Consider the following 21,555-nt stretch of genomic DNA (forward strand, 5'->3'; position numbering starts at 1 on the left):
GTTGTTCATGTCTACCTGCCGAGTTCGTTGTCAAGTGCTGCGAAGAGTTCGTCGTCGGTCGCCAGGTCGAGGTCGGTGCCGTCGGGGCCGCCGTCCACCGTCCGAAGCAGGCCGCGCAGTCGCGCGGCGTACGTTCCTGCCGGTCCGTCGCCGTCCGACGGGCCGGCGGCCGAGAGTGCGGCCTCAAGTGCGTCCAGGGCCGCCTGGACCGGGTCTGCCACTTCGCCGACCAGCTCGCCCCGCAGGTGTTCGGCGACGGCTTGGGTGGTCGGGTGGTCGAAGACGAGCGTGCTGGGCAACCGCAGTTCGGTGATGGTGTTCAGCCTGTTGCGCAGTTCGACCGCGGTGAGGGAGTCGAAGCCCAGGTCCAGCAGTCCGCGCTGGACGTCGATCGTCCGCGGGGCCGGGTGGGCCAGGACGATGCCGACCTGTTCCCTGACGAGGTCGAGCAGCAGCTGCTGCTGCTCTTCCACGTCCAGGCCCGTGAGCCGCTGCGCCGGCGGGATCTCCGCCGGAGCGGAGGCACGCCGGCCAGCTCGGCGCTCGGTGCGCACCAGGCCCCGGTACAGCTCGGGCAGTGCGTCCCCGAGGCTCCGCAGTGCCGCGAGGTCGAGTGCCACCGGTGCGAGCACCGGTCGGGTCGCCGCCTCGCCGTCGGCTTGCGGCGCCTTGGCTCCGGCCAGGGCCGTGTCGAGGGCCACGAGTGCCCGGTCGGTCGGCATCGGCAGGATCCCGTTGCGTGCGAGCCTGGCCCGGTCGGCCCGGTCGAGGTCGTTCGCCATGCCGTCCTGCCACATTCCCCAGGCGAAGGACACGGCGGGCAGGCCCTCGGCGCGCCGGTATTCGGCGAGCGCGTCCAGGAAGGTGTTGCCGGCGGCGTAGTTGGCCTGTCCGGCGTTGCCCACCAGGCCGGCGACGGACGAGAAGAGGACGAAGTCCGTCAGCTCCAGTCCGGCGGTCAGCTCGTGCAGGTTCCAGGCGGCTTCCACCTTCGGCCGCAGGACCCGGGAGAGGCTCTCCCGGCTCATCGCCTCCAGCGTGGCGTCCTCGACAACTCCGGCCGCGTGCACAACCGCGGTGAGCGGGTGCTCGTCCGGGATCGAGGCGAGCAGCCCGGCCAGCGCGTCGCGGTCGGCCGCGTCGCATGCCGCGACCCGTACGTCCGCGCCGAGCGCCGTCAGTTCGGCGACCAGGTCCTCCGCCCCGCCTCGCCGGCTGGTGAGCAGCAGGCGACGGGCGCCGCGGGCGGTCACCAGGTGCCGGGCGACCTGGGCTCCGAGTGCGCCGGTGCCACCGGTGATCAGCACCGTACGATCCGGGTCGAACGCATCGTCGGCGTCCGAGGTCCGGACCGGGTACGGGACCTTGGCGAGCCGGGTCACGTAGGCCTGTCCCTGGTGCAGTTCGAGCTGCGGTCGGGGGTCGGCCAGGGCCGCGGCCAGCAGCTCGCGGCCGGCCGGCAGGCCGTCCGTGATCACGTGCTGGAAGCGTCCCGGGTGTTCCGACTCGGCGGTCCGCATCAGCCCGGAGAGTGCGCTGTGCGCCAGTTCCCCGGTGCTGACCACGGCGAGCCGCGCTGCGGCCGGCGCGTCGGTGGCGAGCCACTGCCGCAGTACCGCCAGCACCTCCTCCGTGACCCGGCCGGTCTCCTGCTCAGTGGCCGGGCGTACCGGAAGGACAACCACGTCGGGTGCGGGCGCGCCGTCCGCCGTCGAGGCGGCCAGGTCGGCGAGGTCGGCGTGGTGCTCGGCGGCGAGTCCGAGGTCGACCTCGCCGAGGACCGCGATGGCCGTGTCACCACCCGTGGAAAGTTCCACACCGGCCCGCTCCACCGCGTACACGTGCGGGTCGGAGGGGCGGGTCGGTGCGGTCCCTGCCGGCAGGGCCCGCAGGGCCAGCGATGCGACGGTGGCGACCGGCGCGCCCGTCTCGTCGGCGATGCCGACCGCGACCGTTCCGTCCGGGCCGGGCGACAGCTTGACCCGCAGGGTGCCGGCCCGGGCCCCGGTCAGCTGGACACCGCCGAAGGAGAAGGGCAGCCGTAGTTCGGCCGACTCCTCCAGGAGCAGTGCGTGCAGCGCGGCGTCGAACAGTGCCGGGTGCAGGGCGAATCCATCAGGGTCGACGGACAGCCGTACCTCGGCGTAGAGGTCCTCGCCCGAGCGCCATGCCGCCTTCAGGCCCTGGAAGGCGGGGCCGTAGCCGTAGCCCTGGTCGGCGAGGCGGTCGTACAGGTCCTCGACCGGCTGGGGCTCGGCGCCGGCCGGAGGCCAGGACGCAAGGTCGGGTTCGGGGCCGCCGGGAACGGCGGCCACCACGGTTCCGGTGGCGTGCCGGTTCCAGACGTCGCCTTCCTGGTCCCCGCGCGAGTGGACGGCGACGGGCCTGCGGCCGTCTCCGTCGGGGTCGCCGACGGTGATCTGGAGCTGGAGCGCACCCTCGTCGGGAAGGACCAGGGGTGCCTGGAGGGCGAGTTCCTCCAGCCGCTCGCAGCCGAGTGCGGCGCCCGCGTGGAGCGCGAGCTCCACCAGGGCCGTGCCCGGGACCAGCAGGGTGCCGGCGACGGCATGGTCGGCGAACCAGGGGTGGCTGCGGGCCGAGATCCGGCCGGTGAACAGGACACCGTCGGAGTCGGCGAGCGGAACCGCGGCCCCGAGCAGCGGGTGCCGTGCGGAGTCGAGTCCGGCCGAGGTGACGTCGCCGCCGGGCCCCTCCGTGAGCCAGTAGCGCCGGCGCTGGAAGGGGTAGGTCGGCAGGTCCGCGGCCGGTCCGGCGTTCTCGCCGAACAGTGCGCGCCAGTCCACCGGCACGCCCCGTACGTGGGCGTGGGCCAGGGCGGTGACGGCGGTGTGCGGCTCGGGGCGCCCGCCGCGCAGCACCGGGACCAGGAGCGATCCCGCGTCGAGGAAGTCCTGCCCCATCGCGCTGAGCACGCCGTCCGGGCCGAGCTCCAGGAAGGTCCGTACGCCTTCGGCCTCCAGGGCGCGTGCCGCGTCCAGGAAGCGCACGGGCCGGCGGACGTGCCGGACCCAGTACTCGGGCGCGGTCAGCTCCTCGGCGCTGACCAACTGCCCGGTCAGGGTGGAGACGATCGGGATGGTGGGCGCGGCGAACGTGAGCCCCTTCGCGACCGTCTGGAATTCGTCCAGCATCGCGTCCATGTGCGGGGAGTGGAAGGCGTGGCTGACGCGCAGCCGCTTGGTCTTGCGTCCCTGGGCGGAGAGTTCGGCTCCGATGGCCTCGACGGCTTCGGCGTCGCCCGAGAGCACCACGGAGGTGGGGCCGTTGACGGCGGCGATGCCCAGCAGATCCTCCCGTCCGGCGAGCAGCGGCAGCACCTCCTGTTCCTCGGACTGCACGGCGAGCATCGCGCCGCCGCCGGGCAGTGCCTGCATCAGCCGGCCGCGGGCCGCGACGAGCTGCGCCGCGTCCGCCAGTGAGAGGACGCCGGCGACGTGCGCGGCGGCCAGCTCACCGATGGAGTGACCCGCGAGGAAGTCCGGCCGTACGCCCCAGCCTTCGAGGAGCCGGAAGAGCGCGACCTCGGTTGCGAACAGGGCGGCCTGCGTGAAGCCGGTCTGGTCCAGCGGCGCCGGGTCCGCACCGAAGAGGATGTCGAGCAGCGGCGTTTCCAGCCATGGGTCGAGCTCTTCGCATACGGCGTCCAGGGCCTCGGCGTAGGCGGGGTAGGCGGTGTACAGCTCCCGGCCCATGCCGAGTCGCTGGCTGCCCTGACCGGTGAAGAGGACGGCCGTACGGCCGTCCACGGGTGTGCCCCGCACGGTCAGTGCCGCGCATCCGTCGACCGCTTCGGTGGCGGCGGAGGCCACCACCACGGCGCGGTGCGGCAGTCCGGCCCGTCCGACGGCCAGGGTCCGGCCCGTCGACGCCAGGTCCTGCTGCGCGGTGCCGGCGAGGGCCGCGCCCACCTGGTCCGCCTGCGCCAGCAGGGCCGCGTCGGTGTGCGCGGACAGCAGCAGCGGCACGACCGGCATCGGCTCGGCCGGCGGGACCGTCCCCTCGGCCGGCGGCTGCTCCACGACGACGTGGGCATTGGTACCGCTGATGCCGAAGGAGGACACGCCTGCCCGGCGCGGCCGCTCGGACTCGGGCCACGGCACTGCCTCGGTGAGCAGTTCCACCTCGCCGGCGGACCAGTCCACGTGCGGGCTGGGCTCGTCGATGTGGAGGCTCTTGGGGAGCACCCCGTGCTGCATCGCCATGACCATCTTGATGACGCCGGCCACACCGGCGGCGGCCTGGGAGTGTCCGATGTTGGACTTCAGGGAGCCCATCAGGAGGGGCGACGTACGCTCCTGCCCGTAGGTGGCGAGTACGGCCCGGGCCTCGATCGGGTCGCCCAGCGTGGTGCCGGTGCCGTGGGCTTCCAGTGCGTCGACGTCCGCGGTGGTCAGGCCCGCGTTGGTGAGGGCTTGGCGGATCACCCGCTCCTGGGAGAGGCCGTTGGGGGCGGTGAGGCCGTTGCTCGCACCATCCTGGTTGACGGCGGTTCCGCGGATCACGCCGAGGATCCGGCGGCCGTTGCGCCGGGCGTCGGAGAGCCGCTCCAGCAGGAGGATTCCGGCGCCTTCGGCCCAGGCCGCCCCGTCCGCCCGCGCGGAGAAGGACTTGCACCGGCCGTCCGGTGCCAGGCCACGCTGCCTGCTGAACTCCACGAACAGGGTGGGCGCGGCCAGTACGGTCACACCGCCGGCCAGGGCCAGCCCGCATTCGCCGTTCCGCAGCGCCTGCGCGGCGAGGTGGATGGAGACGAGCGAGGAGGAGCAGGCGGTGTCGACAGTGATCGCCGGTCCCTGCAGGCCGAAGGTGTAGGCGACGCGGCCGGAGGCGACACTGACCGTGCTGCCGACCGACAGGTAGCCCTCCAAGGCATCGGGGGCGTCCTTCAGGCGTGCCGCGTAGTCGTTGGCCATGACACCGGCGAACACACCGGTCTGGCTGCCCTTGAGAGAGGTCGGGTCGATGCCCGCGCGCTCGAAGGCCTCCCAGCAGATTTCCAGCAGCAGGCGCTGCTGCGGGTCGATGGCGGTGGCCTCCCGGGCGCTCACCCCGAAGAGCTCGGGGTCGAACTGCGGAGCCTCGTAGAGGAATCCGCCGTGCCGGGTGTACGAGGTGCCCACGTGGTCGGGGTCCGTGTCGTACAGGCCGTCCAGGTCCCAGCCGCGGTCGTTCGGGAACGGGCCGATGGCGTCCCGCTCGTCGGACAGCAGCGCCCACAGCTCCTCCGGCGAGCTGACCTCGCCCGGGTAGCGGCAGGCCATCGCGACGATCGCGATCGGCTCGTCGGAGGCACCGACGACCGGTTCGGCCCCGGCCACCGCGGCGGCCGAGCCGAGCAGTTCGGTTCGCAGGAAGCCGGCCAGCTCGACCGTGCTCGGGTAGTCGAACACCAGTGTCGCGGGCAGCTTCAGACCTGCGGCCGCGTTCAGCCGGTTGCGCAGTTCCACTGCCTTGAGCGAGTCGAAGCCCAGCTCGTTGAAGGCCCGGTCGGGCGCGACCTGGTCGGCGTCGGTGTGTCCCAGTACGGAGGCCACCACGCCGCGGACCAGTTCCAGCAGCGCGCGCTCCTGGTCCTGGGGGGCCAGGGGCGCCAGGCGTTCCTGGAGGGAGTTCCCGCCCGCCTGCTCGCCGACGGCGGCGCGCCGCGCCGGGCGCACCAGGCCGTGGAACAGCGCGGGCAGGGTGCCGTCCTCGCTCTGTGCCCGCAGTCCGGTGTAGTCCAGCAGCGCCGGAACGAGAACCGGCCGACGTGTCGCGAGGGCCGCGTCGAACAGCGCCAGCCCCTGCTCGCTGCCGATGGGGGCGATGCCTCCCCGGGACATGCGGGCGAGGTCGGCGTCGGTCAGGTGACCGGTCATCCCGCTGCCCTCGGCCCACAGGCCCCAGGCCAGCGACGTACCGGGCAGGCCCAGGGCCTGGCGGTGGTGCGCGAGGGCGTCCAGATAGGTGTTGGCCGCAGCGTAGTTGGCCTGTCCCGCGGTGCCGACCGTACCGGCCAGCGAGGAGAACAGGACGAACGCGTCCAGTTCCAGGTCGGCCGTCAGCTCGTGCAGGTGCCGGGCGGCATCGACCTTGGGGCGCAGTACGGTGTCGAGCTGCTCGGCCGTGAGAGCGTGCAGCGTGCCGTCGTCGAGGACGCCCGCGGTGTGCAGGACCGCGGTGAGCGGGTGCTCCGAGGGGATCGCGTCCAGCATCGCGGCGACCGCCATGCGGTCGGCCGTGTCACAGGCGACCACGGACACGTCGGTTCCGTGGGCCGTGAGTTCGGCCTCCAGCTCCAGCATGCCCGCCGCGTCCCGGCCGCGGCGGCTCGCCAGCAGCAGGTGCCGTACGCCGTGTTCGGCGACGAGGTGGCGGGCGAACAGCCGGCCCAGGGTGCCGGTGGCGCCCGTGATGAGCACGGTGCCCTCGGGGTTCAGGGCGGGCACGGTGTCGCCCGTCGTCGGCGACTTGACGAGCCGCGGTACCAGCAGTGCGCCGTCGCGCAGGCTCACCTGCGCGCCCGGTACGGCCAGCGCACGGCCGAGCTCGGCCTCGGAGAGGTCCCAGTCCGTCAGGTCCAGCAGGCCGAACCGGTCGGGGTTCTCGGCCATGGCGGTACGCACCAGCCCCCAGACGGGAGCCGAGCCGAGTCCGGCCTCCGTGCGGGCGGTGGTCGCGTCACGGGTCACGAAGACCAGGCGCGAGCCGGCGAACCGCTCCTCGGCGAGCCACTCCTGGGCCAGCCGCAGGGCCCGGTGTGCCACGGCGCCGGGGCCGTCCTCGCCGGGGAAGGGGACCACGACGAGCGGCGGGGTACCGACCATGCCGGCGAGGTCCGAGTAGCTGCCCAGAGGGGCGGGCAGCCCCCGCCGGCCGCTGTCGGAGTCGTCGAGGACGGCCCATCCGGCGGCCGGGGCGGCCTCCGGGGCGGTCGTCCACTCCACCTGGAGCAGCGGCCGGCGGGGGGTGCCCGAGCCGGCCAGCCGCGCGGGGTCCACGGCCCGCAGGCTGAGCGTCTTCACCGACGCGATCGGCGCACCGCTCGCGTCGGCGAGGGACAGGGCGGCACCCGAGCCCTCCGGGGTGATCCGTACGCGCAGCACGCCGGCTTTCACCGCGTGCAGCCGAACACCGGTCCAGGCGAACGGCAGCGCCAGGCGGCCGTCCTCCGCGAGCGCCAGCGGGTGCAGGGCGGCGTCGAGGAGGGCCGGGTGGATCCCGAACTCGCCCGGGGGGACGTCCTTCGGGAGCGCGACCTCGGCGAACATCTCCCGGCCTGCACGCCACAGCGCCCGCAGGCCCTGGAAGGCGGGTCCGTACTGGAAGCCCCGCTCGGCGAGCGTGTCGTACGCCGCCGTCAGGTCGACCGGCTCGGCGCCGGCCGGGGGCCAGGCGGTGTCGGCCGGTACGCCCGCACATCCTTCCGCGTGACCCAGTACGCCGGTGGCGTGCAGGGTCCACGGGTGGATCGCGGCGTCGTCGGACTCGGGCTCCGGGCGGGAGTGGACCGACAGCGCGCGCCGGCCCTCCTCGTCCGGAGCGTCGACCACGACCTGGAGCTGTACTCCGCCGCGGCCGGCCAGCACCAGCGGTGCCTGGAGGGTCAGCTCGTCGAGCTGGTCGAGGCCTGTGTGGTCACCCGCCCGGATGGCGAGGTCCACGAAGGCGGTACCGGGGAGCAGCACGGTGCCGGCCACGGCGTGGTCCGCCAGCCAGGGCTGCGTGTTCAGGGCGATCCTGCTGCTCAGGACCAGCTTGTCCGCGTCGGCCGTCCAGAGCGCGGCGCCGATGAGCGGGTGCCGCTCGGCGGCCATGCCGAGCCCGCCCGCGTCCCCGGCCGTCGCCGGGCCCTCCAGCCAGTGGCGCCGGCGCTGGAAGGGGTAGGTCGGCAGGTCGACGACCTCCCCCAGTCTCGACTTCGCTCGACCGGGGGGACCCCCATCGGGTCCGCCGACCACGGCGGTCCAGTCGAGCGGGGCGCCGGAGACGTGGGCCTGCGCCGCGGAGGCGAGGAAGTCGTCGAGTCCACCCTCGCCACGGTGGAGCGAGGGCACGGTGACGGCGCTGTCGTACGACGTGTCGTCGATCGTCTCCTGGAGCGCCACGGTCAGCACCGGGTGGGCGCTGGCCTCGATGAAGACGCGGTGGCCCTGGTCGAGCAGGGTCCGGGTGGCCTCCTCCAGCCGGACGGTCCGGCGGAGGTTGCGGAACCAGTACGAGCCGTCGAGCTCCGTGCCGTCCAGCGGCAGCCCGGTGACGGTGGAGAGGAAGGGCACCTTGACGGCGCGCGGGGTGAGCGAGGACAGGGCGTCGAGAAGCTCGTCCCGCAGGCTTTCGACGTGCGCGGAGTGGGAGGCGTAGTCGACCGGGATGCGCTTGGCACGCATCCTGTTGTCCTTGCAGTGGGCGACCAGCTCCTCGAGAGCGGCCACCTCTCCGGCGACCACCACGGAACGCGGGCCGTTGTGTGCGGCGATGTCGATGGCGCCGTCCCAAGGGGCGATGAGCTCGCGGACCTCGTCGGCCGGCAGGGCCACCGACACCATCCCGCCCGTACCCGCCAGCTTCACGATCGCCCGGCTGCGCAACGCCACGACCTTCGCCGCGTCGTCCAGCGACAGCGCCCCCGACACCACGGCCGCCGCGATCTCGCCCTGCGAGTGGCCGACCACCGCATCCGGCTCGATGCCCACCGAACGCCACAACGCGGCCAGGGACACCATCACCGCCCACAGCGCCGGCTGCACCACATCCACCCGATCGAAACCGGGCGCACCCTCCACACCGCGCAGCACATCCAGCAGCGACCAGTCCGTGAACGGCGCCAGCGCCCGCTCGCACTCCACCAGCCGGGCGGCGAACACCGGGGAGGAGTCGAAGAGTTCCAGAGCCATACCCTGCCACTGCGAACCCTGCCCCGGGAACACGAACACCGTCTTGCCCGGGCCCGTGACCGCGCCCTGCACCAGGTTGGCCGCGGACCCACCCGAGGCCAGCGCCTCGAGACCCGCGAACAGCTCGTCCCGGCCGGCGCCCGAAACCGTCGCCCTGAAGGGGAGGTGCGGAACCCGGGTCGCGAGAGCCGAAGCCACCCGCGCCGGGTCGACGAACTCCGAGGCCAGCAGCTCACGCACCTGGCCGGCACGCGCCGCCAGGGCCGCCTCGCTCTTCGCCGAGACCACCAGCGGAAGCACCGCCACCACCGGCTCACCGGCCACGACCGGCTCCGGGCCCTGCTCCAGGACCACATGCGCGTTCGTACCACTGATACCGAACGAGGACACGGCCGCGCGACGCGGACGCGTCACCTCCGGCCACGGCCGACGCTCGGTGACCAGCTCCACCGCACCCGTCGACCAGTCGACGTGCGGCGTCGGCTCGTCCACGTGCAGCGTCGGCGGAAGCTCCCCGTTGCGCATCGCCATCAGCATCTTGATGATGCCCGCGACACCCGCGGCAGCCTGCGTGTGACCGATGTTCGACTTGATCGAGCCCAGACGCAGCGGCTCTTCGCGGTCCTGGCCGTAGGTGGCCAGCAGCGCGTTGGCCTCGATCGGGTCACCGAGCCGGGTACCGGTGCCGTGCGCCTCGACCGCGTCCACCTCGTGCGGAGCGAGGCGGGCGTTGGCGAGGGCCTGGCGGATGACGCGTTCCTGCGAGGGCCCGTTGGGGGCGGTGAGGCCGTTGCTCGCACCGTCCTGGTTGACCGCGGAACCACGGATCACACCAAGGATGTTGTGCCCGAGCCGCTGAGCGTCCGACAGACGCTCCAGCACCAGCATGCCCGCGCCCTCGCCCCAACCCGTGCCGTCCGCCGAAGCCGCGAACGACTTGCAGGTCCCGTCCGGCGACAGACCACGCTGACGCGAGAACTCGACGAAGGTCGTCGGCGTGGACATCACGGTGACACCACCGGCGAGTGCCATCGAGCACTCGCCCTGGCGCAGCGCCTGAGCGGCCAGGTGCATCGCTACCAGCGACGAGGAACACGCCGTGTCCAGCGTCACCGCCGGCCCCTCGAAACCGAACGTGTAAGCCACCCGGCCCGACAGGACACTCGAGATCGTGCCCGTCAGCAAATGCCCCTCGAAGCCCTCCGGAGCACTGCCCAGCCGCGACCCGTAGTCGTTGTACATCACACCCGCGTAGACACCGGTCGAGGAACCGCGCAGCGAGGCGGGGTCGACTCCCGCACGCTCCAGCGCCTCCCAGGCGACCTCCAGCAGCACACGCTGCTGCGGGTCGGTCGCGATCGCCTCACGCGGACTCAGACCGAAGAACCCGGCATCGAACTCGGCGGCCTCGTAGAGGAATCCGCCCTTGCGCGTGTACGACTTGCCGATCTTCTCGGGGTCCGGGTCGAAGAGGCCTTCCACGTCCCAGCCGCGGTCGGACGGGAACTCGTCGATCGCGTCCCGGCCCTCCGCCACGAGCCGCCACAGGTCCTCCGGCGAGGAGACCCCGCCCGGGAAGCGGCACCCCATACCGACCACGGCGATCGGCTCGTCCAGTCCCGGGGCATGGGCGGCCACCGACGGGACGACGGCCGTTCCGGTCGCGTCAAGCCGGTCCAGCAGGAAGTCCGCCACCGCCTGGGGCGACGGGTGGTCGAACACGAGGGTGGTGGGCAGTCGCAGCCCGGTCACCGAGTGGAGCCGGTTGCGCAGCTCGACACCCGTGAGGGAGTCGAAGCCGATGTCCATGAAGGCCTTGGCCGGGTCGATGCCGGCGTCGGCCCCGTGCCCGAGAACCAGCCCCACGGTCTCCCGTACGGTCTGGAGTACGGCCTGCGCCCGCTCCTCCTCGGCCAGCGCGATCAGCCGCTGGGCCCACGACGAGTCGGCGCCGCGGGCGGCGCCGGCCGCCTGCCGGCGGCGGACGCGGACCAGGCCGGTGAACAGCTCGGGGAGCGCGTTCTCCGCGGCCCGGGCGCGCAGGGCGCCCAGGTCGAGTTCGGCGGGGACCAGCAGCGGCTCCGCCGAGGCGAGCGCCGCGTCGAACAGATCGAGACCCAGTTCCGGGGTCAGCGGGACGATCCCGCTCCGCTTCCACCGCGCGACATCGGCGTCGGCGAGGGTTCCGGCCATGCCGTCGGCGCTGTCCCACAGGCTCCACGCGAGGGAGGTGGCGGGCAGGTTCTGGGCGCGGCGGTGCTGCGCGAGGGCGTCGAGGAAGGTGTTCGCGGCCGCGTAGTTGGCCTGGCCGGCATTGCCCATGAGACCCGCGATGGACGAGAACATGACGAACGAGGCGAGGCCGTGGGACTCGGTGAGGCGGTGGAGGTTCCAGGCCGCGTCCACCTTCGGACGCATCACCCGCTCCAGCTGACCGGCCGACAGCGAGGCGACCGTCGTATCGTCCAGGACACCCGCCGTATGCACCACGGCAGTCAGCGGACGCTCGACCGCTACCTCGTCCAGCAGACCCGTCAGCGCGTCGAAGTCCGACACGTCACAGGCCGCCACCCGAGCCCGCGCACCCAACTCCGCGAGCTCCGCGACGAACTCGGCGGCACCCGGGGTCCCACCACCACGACGCGACACCAGCAGCAGGTGCCGCGCACCGTGATGCGTCACCAACCGGCGCGCCACCAGACGGCCCAACGTACCCAGAGCACCGGTCACCAGGACCGTACCCTCCGGATCCAGACCCTCCACCACACCCGCCACGGCACCCGCGGCACGCGCCAGACGCGGCACGAACAGCTCGCCGCCCCGCACCGCCACCTCAGGCTCACCCGAAGCCAACACGGCAGGCAGCAGCTCCAGACCACCCTCGTCCACGTGGACGAGGACCAGTCGGTCGGGCTGCTCGGTCTGCGCGGTGCGGATCAGGCCCACGAGCGGGGCCGTGTGCAGCGCGCCGTCCGGGACGACGAGGACGAGGCGGCTCTCCGCGAACTGCGGGGCGGCCAGCCATTCCCGCACCCCCTCCAGCCCACGTGCCGCCGTGGCGTGGGTCTGGTCGAGTACATCACCGGTGGTGCCTACGACGAGCTCCTGCTCGCCGATCACCACGAACTCCGGTACGGCAGATCCGGCATCGACCGCGGCGCCGAGCGCGGCGAGGTCGGCGTAGGGCGCCTTGCCCAGCCGGACCCACCGCTGGTCGGCGGCCGGCTCGGGCGCCGGGACGGCCTCCCAGGCCACCCGGTGCAGGGACTCCACGGCCGGGCCGACAACGGCGAGCTGATCGCGGGCGATCGGCCGCAGGGCGACCGACTCGATCGCCGCCACCGGAGCGCCGTCGCCGTCGGCCAGAGCGAGACGGGCCGTGTCCTGGCCGGTACGGGTCCAGCGGACGCGCAGCACCGTGGCACCGACCGCGTGCAGCACGAAGCCCGAGAACGAGAACGGCAGACGGATCGTGCCGTCGTCCTGCGCCGAGGCCGCGGCCTCCAGCACGAGCACGAGCGGGTGCAGAACCGCGTCGAGGACGGCGGGGTGCATGCCGAAGCGCGCGGTTCCGGTGTGGAGCTGGTCGGGCAGGGCGACCTCGGCGAAGAGGTCGTCGCCGGCGCGCCAGGCGGCGCGCAGGCCGTGGAAGGCCGGCCCGTAGCCGTAGCCCAGGTCGTCGAGGCGGTCGTAGACGCCGTCCAGCGGGATGGGGGTGCCATCGGCCGGGGGCCACTGGTCCAGGGAGACGCCCGGCGAGGGGACGGCGGACGTGAGCAGGCCGGCCGCGTGGGCGGTCCACTGCTCTTCGCCCATCCGCGAGTACACGGTGAACTGACGATCGCCGCGCGCGTCGGCCCGGTCGACGGTCAGCCGCAGCTGAGCGCCCGTCTTCTCCGAGAGGATCAGGGGTGTCTGGAGGGTGAGTTCCTCGACGGTGGTGTAACCCAGCTGCTCGGCCGCGGTGCCCGCGAGCTCCAGGAACGCCGTCGCCGGAACCAGGACCGTCCCACCAATCGTGTGATCAGCCAGCCACGGATGCGCAGACAACGACACCGAAGCCGAGAACTGCACGGCATCACCATCAGGCTCCGTGATCACCGCAGCCAGCAACGGATGATCCACAGCCGTCAGACCCAGACCCGCCGCATCACCGGAACGCGGCGCATCCAGCCAGAAACGCTCACGCTGGAACGCATACGTGGGCAGCTCCACCACACCGGAACCCGGCAGGAACCGCTCCCAGTCCACACCCACACCATGTGCGTGCACAGCGCCCAGGGCGGCGAGGAGGGAACGCTTCTCGGCACGATCCTTGCGCAGCACCGGAACCACGACGACGCCCTCGGTGTCGGCCAGGCACTCACCCGTCAGACCCGCAAGCGTCCCGTCGGGACCCAGCTCCACGAACGCCGTCACACCAAGACCGGCCAGCGTGTTGATGCCGTCGGCGAAACGGACCGCCGAACGGGCCTGAGCTGCCCAGTACTCGGCAGTGAACCCCTCAACCACCTCACCGGTGACATTCGAAACGACCGGGATCCGGGGAGCCGAATAGGTCAGAGTCCGGGCGACCTCGGTGAGCTCCGCCAGCATTCCGTCCAGGTGCCCGGAGTGGAAAGCATGGCTCACCTTCAGCCGCGTCGCCTTCACACCCTCCCCGCGAGCCAGCTCCAGGACTTCGAGCACTGCCGTCTCGTCACCCGAGATCACGGTGCCGGCAGGGCTGTTGAACCCGGCCACTTCCACACCGGAACGGCCCTCGAGCCACCCGGCGACGCGCGCTTCACCCGCGTTCAGGGCAACCATCGCCCCGCCCTCGGCAACACCCTCCATCAGACGCGCCCGCGCACACACCAGACGCGCGGCGTCCTCGAGCGACAGCACACCCGCCACATGGGCCGCCGCCAGCTCCCCCACCGAATGCCCCACCAGGTAATCCGGAGTCACCCCGAAATGAGACAGCAGACGGAACAGGGCCACCTCGACCGCGAACAACGCCGGCTGAGTGAACACCGTCCGATCCAAAAGCTCCGGCTCGCCCTCGATCACCACAGCAAGAGATCGATCCACATACACATCAAGAGCCGCAGCAACCTCATCGAACGCAGCCGCGAACACCGGCTCCGCCGCATACAACTCACGGCCCATACCCATACGCTGACTGCCCTGCCCGGAGAACAGGAACGCCACCGAACCCGCCGAGACGGCCTCGTTCGGGGTCAGCGCCCGCAGAGCGTCCAGCAGTTCCTCACGGGTCTCCCCCACGACCACCGCACGGTGATCGAAACGAGCACGCGATACGGCCAGCGAACGGCCCACCGCCACGACGTCCAGTTCCGGCCGCTCCTCCAGGAACGACACCAGCCGATCCGCCTGCTCCGACAGAGCAGCCCCCGACGTGCCCGACACCACCCACGGCACCGGACCCGGCACCGACAGCTCCGCCACCGGAGCTTCGATCTCCGTGACCTGCTCGACGATGAGGTGTGCGTTGGTACCGCTGATGCCGAAGGACGAGATGCCCGCCCGGCGCGGACGGTCGAGCTCCGGCCACTCCTGGGCCCGCGTCAGGAGCTCCACCGCGCCGGCCGACCAATCGACGTGTGAGGTCGGCTCGTCCACGTGCAGCGTCGCCGGGAGAACCCCGTGACGCATGGCCATGACCATCTTGATCACGCCCGCGACACCCGCCGCGGCCTGCGTGTGACCGATGTTCGACTTCAGCGAGCCGAGTCGAAGCGGCTCTTCGCGGTCCTGGCCATAGGTGGCCAGCAGGGCCTGCGCCTCGATCGGGTCGCCGAGCCTGGTGCCCGTGCCGTGCGCCTCCACCGCGTCCACCTCGGACGCCGACAGGCGGGCGTTGGCCAGCGCGGCGCGGATGACCCGCTCCTGCGAAGGCCCGTTCGGGGCCGTCAGACCGTTGCTCGCGCCATCCTGATTCACGGCGGAACCACGGATCACCGCGAGCACCTGGTGCCCGTTCCGCTCCGCGTCCGACAGCCGCTCCAGCACCAGCAGACCCACGCCCTCGGCCCAGCCCGTACCGTCCGCCGACGAGGAGAACGCCTTGCACCGCCCGTCCGGCGACAGCCCGCGCTGCCGGGAGAACTCCACGAACATGCCGGGCGTGGCCATGACGGACACACCGCCGGCGATGGCCACGGAGGACTCGCCCTGGCGCAGCGACTGCGCGGCGAGGTGGAGCGCGACGAGCGAGGACGAGCAGGCGGTGTCGACCGTCACCGCCGGGCCCTCAAGACCGAAGGTGTAGGCCAGCCGGCCCGAGGCCACACTGGCGGTGTTGCCCGTCAGCAGATAGCCGTCGTATCCGCCGGACGGCTCGTGCAGCCGCGGCCCGTACTCCTGGGCCGTCGCGCCCACGTACACACCGGTGCGGGTGCCGCGCAGCGTGGTGGGGTCGATGCCCGCCTGCTCGAAGGCCTCCCAGGCCGTCTCCAGCAGCAGCCGCTGCTGGGGCTCCATCGCCGCCGCCTCGCGGGGACTGATGCCGAAGAACTGGGCATCAAACCGGTCCGCATCGTGCAGGAAACCACCTTTGGTGGCATAGGTCTTGCCGGGGCTGTCCGGATCGGGGGTGAAGAGCGAATCAAGGTCCCAGCCTCGGTTGGTCGGGAATCCGCCGACCGCATCGACCTCGCTGCTGACCAAACGCCACAGGTCCTCCGGAGAGGCGACCCCTCCCGGCAGCCGGCATGCCATGCCCACGATCGCGATCGGCTCGTCAAGGGCTATGGCCTCGTACTCATCGTCATCCTGGCCCTGGTCCGGGCCGAGGAGCTGACCACCGAGGTGTTCGGCGAGTATGGCCGGGGTCGGGTGGTTGAAAAGGAGGCCGGAGGGCAGCGACAGCCCGGTGGCCCTGTTCAGCGCGTTCCGAAGCTCGACGGCCGAGACGGAGTCGAAGCCCAGGTCCTTGAAGGTCGTGTCGATGTCCACGTCGCGCGCCGATCCGTGGCCGAGCACCGCTGCCACGTGCGCACGCACCAGCTCCAGCTCATCGCCGCGCGGCGCGGACCGCTTCGGACCGCTCCGCTGTGCCGCGACGGTCCGGACCTGGACCGGCCCGGTCGCCGAACCTTCCAGCCAGAAACGCTCACGCTGGAAGGCGTACGTGGGCAGATCCACCACATCCGAACCCGGCAGGAAGCGCTCCCACTCCACCTCCACACCGTTGGCGTGCGCCTCTGCGACCGAGGTCAGGAAACGATCCTGTCCACCGTCGTCGCGCCGCAGCGATCCGACGACAACAGTGCCGCCGACGCCGGCCTCGTCGGCCGTGTCGCTGAGGGCCGAGGTAAGCACCGGGTGGGCACTGACCTCGATGAAGACGTGATGCCCGTCGCCGAGCAGAGCACGGGTGGCGTCTTCCAACCGGACGGTCCGGCGGAGGTTGCGGAACCAGTACCCGCCGTCGAGCTCCTCACCGTTCAGCGGCTGCCCGGTGACAGTGGAGAAGAACCTGACGTCACCGGTACGCGGCGTGACGTCGGCCAACTGCGCCCGCAGCTCATCCTTCAGCAAGTCGACGTGGGCGGAGTGAGAGGCGTAGTCGACCGGAATGGTGCGGGCGCGGTATCCCTTGGCCTCACTTTGAGCGACGAGGTCGGCCAGGGCCTCCGGGTCGCCGGAGACGACCGTGCTCACGGGGCCGTTGTGTGCGGCGATGTCGATGGCGCCGTCCCAACGGGTGATGAGCTCGCGGACCTCGTCGGCCGGCAGGGCCACCGACACCATCCCGCCCGTACCCGCCAGCTTCACGATCGCCCGGCTGCGCAACGCCACGACCTTCGCCGCGTCGTCCAGCGACAGCGCCCCCGACACCACGGCCGCCGCGATCTCGCCCTGCGAGTGGCCGACCACCGCATCCGGCTCGATGCCCACCGAACGCCACAACGCGGCCAGGGACACCATCACCGCCCACAGCGCCGGCTGCACCACATCCACCCGATCGAAACCGGGCGCACCCTCCACACCGCGCAGCACATCCAGCAGCGACCAGTCCGTGAACGGCGCCAGCGCCCGCTCGCACTCCACCAGCCGGGCGGCGAACACCGGGGAGGAGTCGAAGAGTTCCAGAGCCATGCCCTGCCACTGCGAACCCTGCCCCGGGAACACGAACACCGTCTTGCCCGGGCCACCCGGCACCGCGCGACCTGTCACCACACCAGCCGCAGGCACACCCGCGGCCAACGCCCGAACACCCGCCAGAAGCTCCTCGCGCGTCTCGCCCACAATCACCGCACGGTGATCGAAACGAGCACGCGACACCACGAGCGAGCGACCCACCGCCGTGACATCGAGCCCCGGACGCCCCTCCAGGAACGACGCCAGCCGCCCGGCCTGACCGGCCACAGCCTCAGCCGACTTACCCGACACCACCCACGGCACCACACCCGAGCCGGACTCGGCGCCAGGCAACTCCTCCGCCGCGGCCGACTCGGTGCGCCAGTCCGACAGCACGACGTGGCAGTTCGTACCGCCCACACCGAACGAGCTGACACCTGCGTAGAGCGGCTCGTCCGGCCGCGGCCATGCCGCGAGCCTTCGCTGTACGGCGAGCTTCAACTCGTCGAACGGAATGTCCGGGTTGGGGGTTTCGAAGTTCAGGCTCGGCACGAGCTCGCGGTGACGGATGCAGAGCGCCGCTTTCAGCAGGCCGACGATGCCGGCGGCACCCTCGAGGTGTCCGACGTTGGTCTTCACCGATCCGACCCGCAGCTCGGCTCCGTCCACGCGGCCGTCACCGAGCACCGCGCCCAGAGCCGACGCTTCGATCGGGTCGCCCAGCTTGGTACCCGTGCCGTGCAGTTCGACGTACTGCACGTGCTCCGCGAACACCTTGGCACGCTCGTACGCCTGCCGCAGGACATCCTGCTGGCCGGCCGGACTCGGGACGGTGAGACCCTCGGTCGTCCCGTCGTTGTTCATCGCGCTGCCCTGCAGCACGCAGTAGACCGGGTCGCCGTCTGCTACGGCGGCGTGCAGCGGTTTGAGTACGACGAACGCGCCGCCCTCGCCCCGTACATATCCATTCGCCCTCGCGTCGAAGGTGAAGCTGAGGCCGTCTGGTGAAAGTGCGCCGAGCCGCTCGGCGCTGGTGGTGCTCTCCGGCACCAGATTGAGGTTGACACCGCCGGCGATGGCCATGGTGGACTCGCCGCGGCGCAGGCTCTCGGCTGCCAGGTGCACAGCTACCAGTGAGGAGGACTGGCCGGTGTCCACGGCCGCACTCGGTCCGTGCAGACCAAGGGTGTAGGAGATCCGGTTGGCGACGACGCCGCGGTTGAGACCGGTCAGGGTGTGGCGGGTGATGCCTTCGACCCCGTGCTGACGCGTGAGGGCGGCATAGTCGTCGGCGATGACGCCGACGAAGACACCGGTCCGGCTGTCGGCAAGATCGGACGGGAGGATCCTGGCGTCCTCCAGTGCCTCCCAGGCGAGCTCGAGCATCAGCCGCTGCTGCGGATCCATCGACGACGCCTCACGCGGACTGATGCCGAAGAAGCCTGCATCAAAGCCGCTGACGTCCTCGAGATAGCCCCCCGGCCGAGAGGGCAGTTCGGGGCGGCCTGCCGGGGGCGCGCCGATCGCACTGCGGCCGTCGCGCAGCAGCTGCCACAGTTGCGCGGGGTTCTCCGCGTGCGGCAGTCGGCAGGACATACCGACGATCGCGATCGCCTCGGTCGATATCGACGTGTCAGCTTGGAATTCAACCATGGTCGAGTCGCCCCACCTATTGTCACGTACGATGCCTGAGAGGAGGCATAGCACCCGCAGCCGTGCCGCGGGTGCTACGCCAATTTGATTCTTTTTCGTTTGCAGTTACGAGCTGACGGCCGGCTCGTATTTCGAGACGAGCATCCGCTTGAGAACCTTTCCGCTGGTTCCCATCGGGAGAGCGTCGGTGAACTCGACTCGACGAGGGTACTTATATGCCGCGAGACGCTGTTTGCCCCATTCGATGATCTCGTCATCCGATCCAGAGGTGACATCGTCCGGCCGGGCAGGCACGACAATCGCCCAGACCTCCTCACCTAGCTCAGGATGCGGAACACCGATAACCGCCACCTGCGCCACGGCCGGATGCCCGACGAGGATCTCCTCGATTTCGCGCGGATAGACGTTGTAGCCGCCACGAAGAATCAAGTCCTTCTTACGGCCCACGACCGTAAGGTAGCCGCCGCCGTCCAGCCTGCCGAGATCGCCGGTAAGGAACCAGCCGTCGATCAAAACCTCCGCGGTGATATCCGGACGACCGAGATATCCGGCCATGACGTTCGGACCGCGCACCACGATCTCGCCCACCTCACCGACCGGCAGGAGATCGACCCTGTCGGCATTCGGCCGGGCTATACCGACGGTGATGCCAGTGATCGGAACACCGACTGTTCCGGATCGAAAAGTCACGCCCGGATAGTGATATGCGACGCTACAGGAGGTCTCGGTCATCCCGTAGCCCTCGTACACAGGACATCCGAACGTGCTTCGGACATCTTCGAGGGTCTTGACCGGAAGCGCCGATCCCCCGCTGTACACGCGGTCGAGTCGAGGAACCTGCTCTCCCTGGGCCGCCGCGTCGAGCAACTTGAAATACATGGTCGGCACGCCCATGAGCACCGTGCATCGGTGTTTCGCCATCAGCGCGAGGGCCTCCCGCCCGGAGAACCTCGGCATCATGACGATGGATATACCGGCGCGGAAGCCAGTCAGCATGCCGCAAATCTGACCGAAGCCGTGCGACAGCGGCAAACACCCGAGCAATACGTCGTCACTCCGGAACATGTACGGAGTGGTGACCATCCTCTCGACGTTGTACAGAATGTTCCGATGGGTGAGCATCACCCCTTTCGGCTCACCCGTCGTACCGGACGTGTAGAACACGACTGCGACATCGTCGGGTTCCCGTACCGCGGAATCGTCGATCGGCGCCGTGTCCTGTGCCGTGTTCTGCAGGTCGACAGTGCCCGCGGGGCCCGGGCCGACGGTGAGGAGCACCGTGCCGAGCGGTTCCGCCGCGCCTCTCGCCTGGGCGAGCAACGAGGCGGCGCACACCAGAAAACGGGCGTCGGCATCGGTCAGTACGTGATCGATCTCCGACGCGGTCGACATGACATTCAGCGGGACCGCGACGGCGCCGGCCGCCAGCACGCCGAAGTAGACGACGGGAAACTGCGGGGTGTCGACCAGGAGCATGGCCACCCGGTCTCCTGGCCGGACCCCGTTGGCTCGCAGCACGGCGGCGTAGCGACGCGCCTGTTCCCACAGCCACCCGTAGGTGAAATGCTCGGACTCGTAGATCACGGCCGAGTGGTCGGGTCGCTGCGCCGCCGTGTCGGCCAGCACGCCGGCAACTGACATGGTCATCCGGCGGTGCGGGCGCCGCCGCCGCGGAGCTCGGACGTGGACCACTCCCGGGCACTCGCGGTCGGGATGTTCAGTTCCTTCCAGATCCCATGAAGGGCGTCGGCGAAGGTCTCGACCTCCTTCTGATCGTGCACGGCAGACGGAGCGATGCGCAGGATCTCCTCGCCCGCGGGCACGCTGGGGGCGTTGATGGACTGGACGTAGATCCCGTGCCGCTCGAACAGCAGCTGGGACGCCCACTTGCACATGTCGTCATCGCCGACGAAGGCCGCAACGATATGGGAGTCCGTCGAAATGAACGGGATGTCGGCCTCGATCAGAAGGCTGTGCAGAAGCCGCGCGTTCTCCGAGAGAAGCTTTCGCTCGACATCGGAGGACCGCAGGTACTTGACCGACGCCAGTGCGCCGGCCACGACCGCCGGCGGCAGCGAGGTCGTGAAGACGAACGAGCGCGCATAGGTTCGCACCGCGTCCACGAGGGCCGCCGGTCCCGCAATGTAGCCGCCGACCGTTCCGTACCCCTTTGCCAAGGTACCCATCACGACCGTGAACCGATCGGCGATGCCTTCCCGAGCGGCGATGCCGGCGCCCTGCGGACCGTACATGCCGACCGCGTGGACCTCGTCGATGAAAGTCGAGGCACCGTACTTGTCCGCAATGTCGGCGATCTCGGCGAGCGGCGCAACGTTGCCCGACATGGAATAGACCGATTCCACGACGATGAGCTTCGGGCAGTCGGCGGGAGCAGCCGCGATCAATTCTTCCAGGTGGGCGACGTCGTTGTGCCTGAAGACGTGCTTCTTCGCGCCGCTGTGCCGGAGACCGTCGATGATCGAGGCGTGGTTCTTCGCATCCGAAAATACGACGGTGTCTTTCGGCAGCCCCGCCAGCACGGTGAGGGATCCCTCGTTGGCCGTGTATCCCGATGTGAAAAGGAGAGCGGACTCCTTACCGTGCAGATCCGCCAGCTCATTTTCGAGAAGGACGTGATAATGGTTGGTTCCACCGATGTTCCGGGAACCTCCGGAGCCTACGCCATGGGTATCTATCGCGGCTTGCATGGCCGCGATGGCCTGGCGATTCTGGCCCATTCCCAGATAGTCGTTGCTGCACCAGACGCTTACTTCCGAATCCACCCCATCACGCCGCGCAGTGGCCATGGGATAATCACCGGAACGACGGCCGATCTCCAGGAACTCACGCTTGCTTCCAGCAAGATCGTCAGCGGCTGCACCACTCAGGTACGATGCCAGGTGAACGTTCATTCACT

Annotated in this window: 3 protein-coding genes; all 3 read right to left on the minus strand. The window is 70.8% G+C overall.

Annotated elements, in window-relative coordinates; translation table 11 throughout:
- Nucleotides 1–11: 11 nt before the first annotated feature.
- Nucleotides 12–18,638, minus strand: a complete 18,627-nt coding sequence (locus tag F7R91_RS12360; protein WP_150947625.1) for a type I polyketide synthase — start codon at nucleotides 18,636–18,638, stop codon at nucleotides 12–14.
- Nucleotides 18,639–18,743: 105 nt separating this feature from the next.
- Complete coding sequence (locus F7R91_RS12365; RefSeq protein ID WP_331000556.1) at nucleotides 18,744–20,264, minus strand: AMP-binding protein; 1,521 nt, start codon at nucleotides 20,262–20,264, stop codon at nucleotides 18,744–18,746.
- A gap of 17 nt (nucleotides 20,265–20,281) precedes the next feature.
- The gene (gene hemA / locus F7R91_RS12370) at nucleotides 20,282–21,550 is read right to left on the minus strand and encodes a 5-aminolevulinate synthase (RefSeq protein WP_150947629.1); all 1,269 of its coding nucleotides are present in this window, start codon (nucleotides 21,548–21,550) and stop codon (nucleotides 20,282–20,284) included.
- Nucleotides 21,551–21,555 lie beyond the last annotated feature (5 nt).

It is taken from the genome of Streptomyces luteolifulvus (assembly GCF_008806595.1).
Lineage (GTDB): Bacteria > Actinomycetota > Actinomycetes > Streptomycetales > Streptomycetaceae > Streptomyces > Streptomyces luteolifulvus.